General features: G+C 69.6%; 2 protein-coding genes. Both read left to right on the forward strand.

Annotation, left to right across the window (positions count from 1 at the left end; all coding sequences use genetic code 11):
• The first annotated feature begins 554 nt into the window (after positions 1–554).
• Positions 555–4439 carry a phosphoribosylformylglycinamidine synthase gene (purL, locus tag ACVOME_RS12395; protein ID WP_481505137.1) on the forward strand — a complete coding sequence of 1295 codons (3885 nt, stop codon included), beginning with the start codon at positions 555–557 and terminating at the stop codon, positions 4437–4439.
• A gap of 441 nt (positions 4440–4880) precedes the next feature.
• Positions 4881–13337, forward strand: coding sequence for an ESPR-type extended signal peptide-containing protein (locus ACVOME_RS12400; RefSeq protein WP_481505138.1), 8457 nt, complete (start codon positions 4881–4883; stop codon positions 13335–13337).
• Positions 13338–13355: the final 18 nt, after the last annotated feature.

Raw genomic sequence — 13355 nt, forward strand, 5'->3', positions numbered from 1 at the left:
CCCCCCCGCCCCCCCCCCCCCCCCCCGCCGCCCCCCCCCCCCCCCCCCCCCCGCCGCCCCCCCGGCGGGGGGGGGGGGGCTGCGCAGGGGACGCCGTGAATACGTCCCTGTAGGCTCGGGCGCGCCATCCATGGCGCTTACGCCCCTGCGCAGCCCACCCACCCGGCCGTGGACAGGTTCCTGCGCCGCCAGCCACGAAAGACAGAACTAAATCAAAAGCAAGAGCCGGTCGCTTCGCTCTTCATTCGGCCGGCACTGCCGCGGAGCATCCGCGCATGGCGTGGATCCACTGCAGATCGCGGAAATCCGTCGAAGGCGGGGTGGGTCCGGTGGCGGGGGTGTCCGCGGCATGGATGCCGCGGCCAAGCCCCCAGGGACGGGTTCACGGCGTCCCCCGCCACCGGACCCACCCCGCCAACCTGCAGGAAACCGGCTTTTGACGTTGCTGTTGCTTCGGCTGTTGCTTCGGCGGGTGCCGGGCGCAGCCCGGCCCAAGCCCATCCCCCGCTTCCGGTACAATATCGGGCCCGTTTCCCAACTACGGTTCCCCGGACATGATGGTCCTCGAGGGCGCGCCCGCCCTGTCGCCGTTCCGCCGCGAACGTCTTGAATCCCGCCTGCAGTCCATCGCTCCCTCCCTGCGCATCAGTGGTGCCTGGCACGTCTACTTCGTGCAGCCGGAAGGCTCGGCCGTGCCCGATCAGGCCACCCTGTGCCGCATCCTGGAAGCACAGCCGCAGGCCGGGACGGTCGCCGAAGGGGCCGTCAGCCGCATCGTGGTGCCGCGTCTGGGAACGTTGTCGCCGTGGTCGAGCAAGGCCACCGAACTGGTCCGCGGGGCCGGTCAGCCGGTCAGCCGGGTCGAGCGCGGCCTGCGTATCGACGTGCTGGGCTGGCCGGACGATGCCGCCACCCAGCTGTCGCTGGTGAAGGTGCTGCATGACCCGATGACACAGTCGGTGCTGGACCACGTCGAGCAGGGCCAGGCCCTGTTCTCGGCGCCGGCCCGCGGTGAACTGGAGCGCGTTCCGGTGGCGCAGCTGGAAGCCGCCAACCAGCGCCTTGGCCTGGCCATGGCCCAGGACGAGATCGACTACCTGCGCGAGCGCTTCACCGCGCTGGGGCGCTCCCCGTCTGACGTGGAACTGATGATGTTCGCGCAGGCCAATTCCGAACACTGCCGGCACAAGATCTTCAACGCCAGCTGGACCATCGACGGGCAGGCACAGGAACGCTCGCTGTTCCGCATGATCAAGAACACCCACCAGCAGACGCCGCAGCACACCCTGAGCGCGTACAGCGACAACGCTGCGGTGATCGAAGGCCATCCGGCGTCGCGTTACCGTCCGGATCCGGCCAGTGGCGAGTACCGCCGCGAGCCGCAGGTGCCCAGCGCCTTCCAGATCAAGGTCGAAACCCACAATCACCCGACCGCGATCGCGCCGTTCCCGGGGGCGTCCACCGGTGCCGGTGGCGAAATCCGCGACGAAGGCGCAACCGGCCGCGGCGGCAAGCCGAAGGCCGGCCTGACCGGCTTCTCGGTCTCGCACCTGCGCATCCCCGAGCTGCCGCAGCCGTGGGAAGCGCCGCGCGCGCTGAATCCGCGGATGGCGCCGGCGCTGGAGATCATGACCGACGGCCCGCTCGGCGGCGCTGCGTTCAACAATGAGTTCGGCCGCCCGAACCTGCTCGGTTACTTCCGCAGCTTCGAGCTGCCTGAAGGCGCTGACCTGGTCCGTGCGTACGACAAGCCGATCATGCTGGCCGGCGGCCTCGGTGCGATCGACCGTATCCAGGTCGACAAGATCCCGCTGCAGGCCGGTGATGCGGTCATCGTGCTCGGCGGTCCGGCGATGCTGATCGGCCTGGGTGGCGGTGCGGCCAGCTCGGTGGCCTCCGGTGAAAGCGCCGAAGACCTGGATTTCGCCAGCGTGCAGCGCGACAACCCGGAGATGGAGCGCCGCTGCCAGGAAGTCATCGACCGCTGCGTGGCGATGGGTGCCGACAACCCGATCAAGTTCTTCCATGACGTCGGTGCCGGTGGTCTGTCCAACGCGATTCCCGAGCTGCTGCACGATTCGAACGTGGGCGGCATCATCGACCTGGGCAAGGTGCCCACCGACGATCCGTCGTTGTCGCCGATGCAGCTGTGGTGCAACGAATCGCAGGAGCGCTACGTGCTTGGCGTCGCGCAGGAGCGACTGGCCGAGTTTGCCGCGCTGTGTGCGCGCGAGCGCTGCCCGTTCGCCGCCGTGGGCGTGGCGACCGCCGAGGAGCATCTGGTGGTGGCGTACGGCGCGGTGCCGGGCCATGTTCCCGCCGACGCACCGATCGACCTGCCGATGGACGTGCTGTTCGGCAAGCCGCCGAAAATGCACCGCGACACGGCGCACCCGCCGGCACCGCGCTGGCCGGCGCTGAAGACCGGTGGCCTGGATCTGCAGGAAGCCGGCCTGCGCGTGCTGGCGCACCCGACCGTCGCCTCGAAGAACTTCCTGGTCACCATCGGTGACCGCAGCGTCGGCGGCCTGACCGCCCGCGAGCAGATGGTCGGCCCGTGGCAGCTGCCGGTGGCCGACGTAGCCATCACCCTGGCTGATTTCGATGGCGTGGCCGGTGAGGCGATGTCGATCGGCGAGCGCACGCCGCTGGCCCTGCTCGACGCCGCGGCGTCGGCGCGCATGGCCGTGGGCGAAGCGCTGACCAACCTGTGCGCGGCCCCGGTGGATGCGCTGGATGGCATCAAGCTGTCGGCGAACTGGATGGCTGCTGCCGGCCATCCGGGCGAAGACGCGCTGCTGTACGACGCAGTGAAGGCCGTGGGCATGGAACTGTGCCCGCAGCTGGACATCAGCATCCCGGTCGGCAAGGACTCGCTGTCCATGCAGGCGCAGTGGCATGACCAGGGCGAGGCACACAAGAGCGTGTCGCCGGTGTCGCTGGTGATCTCGGCGTTCGCGCCGGTTGCCGATGTGCGCCAGCAGCTGACGCCTCTGCTTGATCGCGACGTCGACAGCGAGCTGTGGCTGATCGGTCTCGGTGCCGGCAAGCAGCGCCTGGGCGGCTCGATCCTGGCGCAGGTGCATGCCGACCACGGCGAGCTGCCGGCCTTCGCCGGTGCCGCGCCGGACCTGGACGACCCGCAGCGCCTGCGTGCCTTCTTCGAACTGATCCGGGATGCGCGCCAGTCCGGCCTGCTGCGTGCGTACCATGACCGCAGCGACGGCGGCGCGTTCGCCGCGCTGTGCGAAATGGCGTTCACCTCGCGCCTGGGCCTGGATATCGCCCTCGACGCGTGGGGCGATGACCCGTTCCGCAGCCTGTTCAATGAGGAACTGGGTGCGGTGGTGCAGATTGCCCGCGAAGATCGCGCCGCTTTTGCCGACCTGGTCGAGCGCCACGCCCTTACCGAATGCGCGCAGCGCATCGCCAGGCCGACCACCGCACCGGTGGTGCGCGTATCGCTGGCAGGCGAGAACCTGGCCGAGTGGCGCTGGGAGCAGCTGTTCGATGCGTGGTGGTCGGTCACCCATGCCATGCAGAAGCGTCGCGACAATCCGGCCAGCGCCGATGCCGAGCGCGATGTCGCCCGCGCGTTCAACGCACCGGGCCTGAAGCCGAAGCTGAGCTTCGACCTCAACGAGGATGTGGCGGCGCCGTTCATCAGCACCGGTGCGCGTCCGCGCGTGGCGGTACTGCGCGAACAGGGCGTCAACGGCCAGATCGAGATGGCCAACGCCTTCGAACGTGCAGGCTTCCGCGCGTTCGACGTGCACATGAGCGACCTGATCGAGGGGCGCGTGGCCCTGCAGGACTTCACCGGCCTGGTCGCCTGTGGCGGCTTCAGCTACGGCGATGTGCTGGGTGCCGGCCGTGGCTGGGCGACCTCGATCCTGGAACGCAGCGCGCTGCGCGATGCCTTTGCGGCGTTCTTCGAGCGCCAGGACAGCTTTGCCCTCGGCGTATGCAACGGTTGCCAGATGATGAGCCAGCTGAAGGACATCATCCCCGGCGCCGAACACTGGCCGCAGTTCCGCCGCAATGCCAGCGAGCAGTTCGAGGCCCGCACCGCACTGCTGGAAGTAGTGGAATCGCCGTCGATCCTGCTGCGTGGCATGGCCGGTTCCCGCCTGCAGGTGGCGGTGGCGCACGGCGAAGGCCAGGCGGTGTTCGACAACGCCGTCGACCAGGCCGCTGCGCGCGTGTCGCTGCGCTACATCGATGGCAACGGTGCCATCGCCCAGCAGTATCCGCTCAATCCGAACGGCTCACCGGATGGCATCACTGGCCTGACCAGCACGGACGGGCGCGTCACCATCATGATGCCGCATCCGGAGCGCACCCCGCGCGCACTCAATCTGAGCTGGGCGCCGGCCGAGTGGCAGGGTGATTCACCGTGGATGCGGATGTTCCGCAATGCCCGGGTGTGGTGCGGCTGATCGCGCAACGCTTCGCGCAGGCGTCGATGCCGATGCGTATGGAAAAACCCGCCGCATTGCCGGCGGGTTTTTCTTTGCGCGGATGAAACTCCTGTCGCCACCATGAGTTACATGCATTTCCATGCGCCAGACAATCGTCACGTGCAACTAACAAAATGGATTGATAAACGCGTGAAAAAGTGAACTGCTTCACGGCAATGTGATTTGCTGTGTCAAAGTCTTGACGATATGGAAAGTTGCCGTTAACACTTGAACCCCGTTTCAGAACCATTCATCCCGCAGTAACCGCTTGGCGCACGCGCTCGGTTTTCTGTCGCTGCGCGCCGTTCGGCAATACCCCGCAGTAAATCACGCGAATAAACGCCCCCAGGGGACGTTGGACCAGAAGGTCCGGCGGTGGCGTTGCTTTGCCCAAAACCAGTCCAATCAGGAGCCGTACCGATGAATCGGATTTATCGCAAGGTCTGGAACAAAGCACTGGGTCAGTTGGTCGTGGCCTCGGAACTGGCCTCGTCCGACAGTTGCGGCGGGGTCGTCGACCAACGCCGCGATGCGACACAGGCCAGGCCCTTTGTACTGGCTGCCGCACTGGCGCTGGCACTGGGATTGGGCATGACCGGCGTCGCCTCTGCACAGTCGGTGGAGATCGGCGGCAACGCCAACTGCGTGGTGCTCAACAGCTCGATCGTCGACAAGTGCCTGGTGGATGGCAGCGCCTCGGCCACCGGCACCAATGCGGTCGCCGTGGGCACCGGCAGCCGTGCAACCGGTGCCAACAGCGTGGCGCTGGGCGCCGGCTCGAAAGCAACGCGTGCCAATACCGTTGCCGTCGGTGATGCGGGCAAGGAACGGCAGGTGACCCACGTCGCCGCTGGCACCGAGGCAACCGATGCGGTGAACAAGGCACAGCTGGATGCACAGGCGCGGGCCACGCAGGCGGCGTTGGCCGAAGCGACAGCCCAGAGCAGTCGCTACTTCAAGGCCGACGGCGCCGGTGATGACAGCGACGCGGCGAAGATCGAAGGGCAGGGCGCGATTGCGGTCGGCAGCGGCAGCCAGTCGCTGGCCAACGCCACCACGGCCGTCGGCACACAGGCCGTGGCCGCCGGTCTGGGCGCCAGTGCGTTCGGCCAGAACGCGCTGGCCATCGGCGATGCCAGCGTCGTCGTCGGCCAGAGTGCCGTTGCGCTCGGACTGGGAGATACCGCCGTCGGTGCCAGCGCTGTTGCGGCCAGCGAGAACGGCGCAGCGACCGCACTGGGCGCGTTGTCCGAGGCCAGTGCGGACGGCGCAACGGCGGTCGGTGGCGGAGCCGTGGCCATGGGCCCGGGCAGTACCGCCGTGGGTCGTGGCGCAACGGCCGCCAATGAAGCATCGATCGCGGTCGGTGCGTTCAGCACCGCCGTGGGTGAATACAGCACCGCGCTGGGTTCGAACTCGGCAGCGGTTGCCACCGGCAGTGTGGCGCTGGGCGCCGGCTCGCTGGCCGACCGGGTCGATACGGTATCGGTGGGCGCAGCCGAGTACGGTCTGACCCGGCAGATCACCAGTGTCGCGGCGGGTACCGAAGACACCGATGCGGCCAATGTCGGCCAACTCCGGGACGTCGCGGCCGTGGCCGATGCCACGGCCAAGCGTTTCCAGGCCACCGGCAGCAGCAACAGCGACGCCGGTGCGCTGGCCGCAGGCGATGACGCGCTGGCTGCCGGTGAAGCGGCCAACGCGCTCGGCGATGGCACCACCGCAGTCGGCGCCGGCGCCACCGCGGTCGCGCAGAACGCCACGGCGGTCGGCAAAAACGCCCTGGCCGCCGGACAGAACAGCGCCGCGTTCGGCAACAACGCGCAGGCTGCAGGACCCGGCAGCGTCGCGGTGGGTGGCGCCGCCGTGGACGAGAACGGCAATCCGCTCATCACCAACGGCGGCGTGCCGGTGGAGACCGGCGCGACCAGTGCTGGCGTCGGCGGCACTGCGGTCGGTGCCAGCGCAGAGGCGGCTGGCTTCGCTGCGTCCGCCTATGGCGTGGGTGCCTATGCGGCCGGCGCGCAGTCCTCCGCATTCGGCGCGGTGGCCAACGCCATCGGCGACTACGCCACCGCAGTCGGCACCCAGAGCAACGCGACCGGCACCAGCAGCGTGGCCGTGGGTGGCCCGGCTGACCTGATTCCCGGCCTGGGCTTCTTCGTGCAGACCCAGGCCAGCGGCGAAGCCGCCACCGCTGTGGGTGCCGGCGCGATCGCCAGCGGTGACCGGACCGTGGCCAACGGCAGCCTGACCGAAGCCTCCGGCGCCGAAGCCACGGCCATCGGCTACTTCGCCTACGCACCCGGAGAAGGGGCCAGCGCGCTGGGCGCGCAGACCTGGGCCAGCGGCGCGCAGAGCACGGCGGTCGGCTACTACGCCACGGCGCGCGGCGCCAACAGTGTCGCCCTGGGCGCGAACTCTGAAGCCATCCGTGACAACAGCGTCGCCGTGGGCAGTGCCGGCAACGAGCGGCAGATCACCGGCGTCGCTGCCGGCAGTGAAGCCACCGATGCAGTGAACAAGGCGCAGCTGGACGCCGTGGCCAGCACCGCGGATACCACCGCCCATTACTTCCAGGCCCAGCCGGAAGCCGGCAGCGATGCCGGTGCGTTTGCCGAGGGAGAGGGTGCGGTGGCCGCCGGTTCGTCCAGCAACGCGATCGGCGCCGGTGCCGTCGCCCAGGGCGCGGGTGCTTCCGCCGTGGGCGATGACAGCGTCGCCATCGGTCGCAACAGCAGTGCCAGTGGCAACGGCGGGGTCGCCATCGGTGGACTGGGCCAGGCCTACGACCAGTACAACCAGCCGATCATCGGCGATGACGGTCAACCGGAACGTGTCGGCACCACCGCCGGCGCCGATGCCACCGCCGTCGGCAACGGTGCGCAGGCAACGGGCGCGTCGGGCAATGCCTTCGGCAGCGCGGCCAAAGCCACCGGCGACAACAGCGTGGCTGCCGGTGGCAAGTCGCGGGCGACCGGCAGCTACGCGGTCGCCGTGGGCGACAGTGCGTTCGCCAGCAGCGACGACAGCACCGCCGTCGGCGGCTACAGCTGGGCCACCGCCAGTGGCGCCAGCGCATTCGGTTCGGGCGCATGGGCCACCGCCACCAACGCATCCGCCTTCGGCAATGCAGCATGGGCCAGCGGCAGTGGCGCCACCTCCATCGGCTACAACAGCTGGGCCAACGGCACCAGCGCCACCGCCGTCGGCCGCGGTGCCTTCGGCTACGGCGACTACAGCGTGGCGTTGGGCTACCAGGCGCTGGGCAACACGGTCAACAGCATCGCCATCGGCACCAATACGGTGGCCGGCGGTGAAAGCGCGATCGCGCTGGGTGCCGGCAGCAACGCCAGCGGCAGCAACGCGGTCGCGTTGGGTGCAGGCTCGGTGGCTGATCGTGACCGCAGCGTGGCGGTTGGCGCTGCCGGCAACGAGCGCCAGGTGACCCACGTGGCAGCAGGTACGCAGGCCACCGATGCGGTGAACAAGGCACAGCTGGATGCCGTCGCGGCGGAAGCATCCATCACCGGCAAGTACTTCCAGGCCAGCGGCAGTGCCGACAGCGATGCCGGCGCTTACGTGGAAGGGGACAACGCACTGGCTGCCGGCGAGGCATCCAACGCCATCGGCGACGGCGCCATCGCCCTGGGCAGCGGCGCCAACGCACTGGCCAACAACGCGCAGGCGCTGGGCTTCAATGCCGTGGCCACCGCAGCCAACGCCAGCGCGATCGGTGCCAACGCACAGGCGACCGGCGAGTACGCCACCGCGCATGGCGCGGAAAGCGAAGCCAGCGGTGAACAGAGCGCGGCCTTCGGTGCTGCCTCGATCGCCAGTGGCGCCGGCAGCACCGCCAGCGGCGTGCTGTCCGAAGCCTCCGCAGAAGAGGCGACGGCAGTGGGCTACTTCAGCACTGCCAGTGGTGAAGCGGCCACGGCGGTCGGCAGCGAGAGCGTGGCCAGCGGCACGGCCTCGGCTGCATTCGGCATCGGTGCGGAAGCCACGGGTGGCTACAGCACCGCCATCGGCGGTTTCGCCAGCGCCTCGGCGTTCAACGCTACCGCGTTCGGCAATTTCGCCAATGCCTCCGGCTCCAACAGCGTAGCGCTGGGCGGCGACTCGGAAGCCTCCGGCGACTACAGCACGGCCACCGGTCAGGGCAGCTTGGCCACCGGTACCAATAGTGTCGCTGTCGGCGGCTCGTTGTTCGGCATTCTCGCCACCGAGGCATCCGGCAACTACTCCACGGCCGTCGGTGGTGGCGCATGGTCGCCGGGCATCAACAGCACCGCGCTCGGCAATGCGGCCGAGTCGCGCGGCGCCAACAGCGTCGCGCTGGGTGCCGATTCGATTGCAGACCGTGACAACACGGTATCGGTCGGTGGTGGTGGCAACACCCGCCAGGTGACCAACGTGGCGGCAGGTACCCAAGGCACCGATGCGGTCAACAAGGACCAGCTGGACGCCGTGGCGTCGGTGGCTGAGAACACCAGCCGCTACTTCCAAGCCAGTGGCAGTGCCGACAGCGATGCCGGCGCCTACGTGGAAGGTGACAACGCGCTGGCGGCCGGCGAAGCGGCCAACGCGATCGGCAACGGTGCCACCGCACTGGGCAGTGGTGCGACGGCGGTCGCCGCCAGTGCCACCGCCGTAGGCCTGGACAGCCTGGCCAGCGGCAGCAATGCCGCAGCGGTGGGCAGCAACGCACAGGCCACGGGTGAAAACAGTGCGGCGCTGGGCAGCGGTGCGGTTGCCAGCGAGATCGGCAGCACGGCGACCGGCGCGGGTGCACAGGCCACGGCGGTGTACAGCACCGCCAACGGCTCGGAGGCGCTGGCCAGCGGTGCGCAGTCGCTGGCCAGCGGCTTCCGCAGCGCGGCGTCGGCCGATGGCACCACGGCGGTTGGTGGTTACAGCGAAGCCAGTGGTCGTCTCGGTTCTGCACTGGGTTACGGCACGATCGCCAGCGGGGCCAACAGTACTGCGACGGGCGTGTTTGCCACGGCCAGCGGCGCCAGCGCGGTGGCCATGGGTGATTCCAGTGAAGCCAGCGGCGATGAAAGCGTCGCCATCGGCGGCAGCACCTTCTTTGGTCTGATCCCGGCCCGCGCCAGCGGCTACGGCGCTGCGGCGTTCGGTGCGGGCGCATGGGCCACCGACGACTACGCGACCGCCATCGGCTGGAACTCGTGGGCCGACGCAGCTGATTCCACCGCACTGGGTGCCAATGCCACCGCCAACGGCAGCAACAGCGTCGCCCTCGGTGCTGCATCGAAGGCAGACCGCGACAACACGGTGGCGGTTGGCAGCACGGACAGCGAACGCCAGGTCACCCATGTCGCCGCGGGTACCGAAGGCACCGATGCGGTCAACAAGAACCAGCTGGACGCCGTGGCGTCGGTGGCCGAGAACACCAGCCGCTACTTCCAGGCCAGTGGCAGTGCCGACAGCGACGCCGGCGCCTATGTGGAAGGTGACAACGCGCTGGCCGCCGGCGAAGCGGCCAACGCGATCGGCAACGGTGCCACCGCACTGGGCAGTGGCGCGACGGCGGTCGCCGCCAGTGCCACCGCCGTAGGCCTGGACAGCCTGGCCAGCGGCAGCAATGCCGCAGCGGTGGGCAGCAACGCACAGGCCACGGGTGAAAACAGTGCGGCGCTGGGCAGCGGTGCGGTTGCCAGCGAGATCGGCAGCACGGCGACCGGCGCGGGTGCACAGGCCACGGCGGTGTACAGCACCGCCAACGGCTCGGAGGCGCTGGCCAGCGGTGCGCAGTCGCTGGCCAGCGGCTTCCGCAGCGCGGCGTCGGCCGATGGCACCACGGCGGTTGGTGGTTACAGCGAAGCCAGTGGTCGTCTCGGTTCTGCACTGGGTTACGGCACGATCGCCAGCGGGGCCAACAGTACTGCGACGGGCGTGTTTGCCACGGCCAGCGGCGCCAGCGCGGTGGCCATGGGTGATTCCAGTGAAGCCAGCGGCGATGAAAGCGTCGCCATCGGCGGCAGCACCTTCTTTGGTCTGATCCCGGCCCGCGCCAGCGGCTACGGCGCTGCGGCGTTCGGTGCGGGCGCATGGGCCACCGACGACTACGCGACCGCCATCGGCTGGAACTCGTGGGCCGACGCAGCTGATTCCACCGCACTGGGTGCCAATGCCACCGCCAACGGCAGCAACAGCGTCGCCCTCGGTGCTGCATCGAAGGCAGACCGCGACAACACGGTGGCGGTTGGCAGCACGGACAGCGAACGCCAGGTCACCCATGTCGCCGCGGGTACCGAAGGCACCGATGCGGTCAACAAGAACCAGCTGGACGCCGTGGCGTCGGTGGCCGAGAACACCAGCCGCTACTTCCAGGCCAGTGGCAGTGCCGACAGCGACGCCGGCGCCTATGTGGAAGGTGACAACGCGCTGGCCGCCGGCGAAGCGGCCAACGCGATCGGCAATGGTGCCACCGCACTGGGCAGTGGCGCGACGGCGGTCGCCGCCAATGCCGCTGCCGTGGGCTTCAACGCGGTGGCGACGGGTGAGGATGGCGTGGCCATCGGCAACAGCGCCAGCAGTACCGCTGGCGGCGCGATCGCCCTCGGTGCGCAGAGCAGCAGCGCCGGGCCGGCCAGCGTCGCCCTGGGCGCGCAGTCGGAAGCGGAGGGCATCGGTGCCGTTGCGGTAGGTGGCATCGCCCAGGCCAGCGGCCTGGCCGCCACCGCCGTCGGTTACGGGGCCACGGCCGACGGTCGCGAAGCGACTGCGGTCGGCAACTTCGCCTATGCCAATGGCTGGCAGTCCACAGCCTACGGTGCGGGTGCCACGTCCAGCTTCTTCGGCACGGCCCTGGGCAGTGGCGCGCAGGCGGCCGACGTCGCCACGGCGGTCGGCCAGGGCACCACCGCGCAGATCGCCGGTGCGGGTTTCGGCGTACAGGCACGCGCCGGCGAGTACGGTACCGCGCTCGGCAACAACGCGGCCACCGGCCTCAATGGCGTGGCGGTGGGCTTCAACGCACTGGCCGGGCAGGATGCCAACAGCGTCGGCAGCGGTCAGCACACTACCGCCATCGGCAGCGAGGCGTGGGCGACCGAGGACGGGGCCACCGTGGTCGGCTACAACAGTTACGCGCAGGCAACCAATGCCACGGTGCTGGGCAGCAACACCTGGACGACCAAGGCCGCCGACAACAGCGTCGCGCTGGGTGCCGGATCGCTGGCGGATCGTGCCAACGCGGTATCGGTCGGTGCGGCGCAGGACTGGGTTGATGCGGCGGGCGTTACCCACAGCGCGATCAACCGCCAGGTCACCAATGTCGCGGCCGGTACCCAGGCGACCGATGCGGTGAACAAGGGCCAGCTGGATGTGGTGGCGGCCACCGCCGATGCCACCGGCCGCCACTTCCGTGCGACCGGTACCGGGACCGCCAGCGCCACGGGCAGCAACGCGGTCGCCGTCGGTTCCGGTGCCAGTGCCAGCGGCAACCGCAGCAATGCGCTGGGCAGCAGTGCCAGCGCCATCGGCAATGCGGCGCTGGCCGTCGGCGCCAACGCCGGCGCGACCGGTGCGAACTCGGTGGCGCTGGGCAGTGGTGCGCGCGCGCTGGACGCCAATGTGGTGTCCGTCGGCGGTGGCAACGGTACCGATGGTCCGGCGACGCGCCGCATCGTCAACGTCGCCGACGGTCGCATCGCCGCAGGCAGCAGCGACGCGGTCACCGGTTCGCAGCTCAACGTCACCAACCAGCGCGTCGGTGCGGTGGAAACCCGGGTCGGCGATTTCGATTCGCGTATCGCGACCGTGGAAACGTCCACTGCCAATGCGGTCGGTTATGACGACGCCAGCCGCGACCGGCTGACCCTGGCCGGCATCGAGGGCACCACGATCGACAATGTCGGCGCCGGCAGCATCGCCGCAGGCAGTCGCCAGGCGATCAATGGCGGCCAGCTGTTCCAGTCGCTCAGCGATGCCGCCAGCTTCCTCGGCGGTGGCGCCAGTGTCGGCATGCAGGGTGTGTTCGTCGCGCCGAACTACGTGATCCAGGGCGCCAGCTACAGCAATGTCGGCGATGCGCTCGGCGCACTGGACCGCAAGGTCAGCGAGATCGACCAGCGCACCGGGGGGGCGAACCGCTCCCGCACCGCCAGCCTGCGTTCGACCAGCACGCCGCTGGAGGGGGGCGCCGGCAGCCTGGCCGCGGAGACGGTCAGCGCCGATGCTGTCCCCACCGTGGCCACTGCCAGCACTGCCCGGGTACAGGGCGCGCCGACCGCCGCCGCAGCGGGCTCGGGCATCCCGGTCGCCACACCGGCAGCGGGTTTCAACGCGGTTACCGTGGGAGAGGGCGCCGTTGCCAGCGGCGCGTCGTCCACGGCCATCGGCCAGGGGGCCAGTGCGACGGCCGCCAACGCCGTGGCGCTGGGCCAGGGCTCGGTTGCCGATCGTGCCAACACCGTCTCTGTCGGCAGCGAAGGCAACGAGCGCCAGGTCACCAATGTCGCGGCCGGCAGCGCTGCCACCGACGCGGTCAACAAGGGTCAGCTGGACCGTGGTGTCGCCACGGCCAACAGCTACACCGATGGCCAGGTGAAGGCCGTGACCGACAGCTTCGATGTGTTCAAGGGCGAAGTCGATGGCCGCCTGCGTCATATGGACCGTCGCATCGATCGTCAGGGCGCGATGAGCGCGGCGATGCTCAACATGGCCACCAGCGCCGCCGGCATCCGTACCCAGAACCGGGTCGGCGTCGGTGTCGGCTTCCAGGGCGGCGAGTCGGCGTTGTCGCTGGGTTACCAGCGTGCAATCAGCGACCGCGCCACGGTCACCTTCGGCGGAGCCTTCAGCAGCGACGACAGCTCGGTCGGCGTTGGTGCCGGCTTCGGCTGGTAAGCCACTCCATCGCGCCGG

The sequence above is a fragment of the Stenotrophomonas sp. STEN008 genome (genome assembly GCF_056760435.1).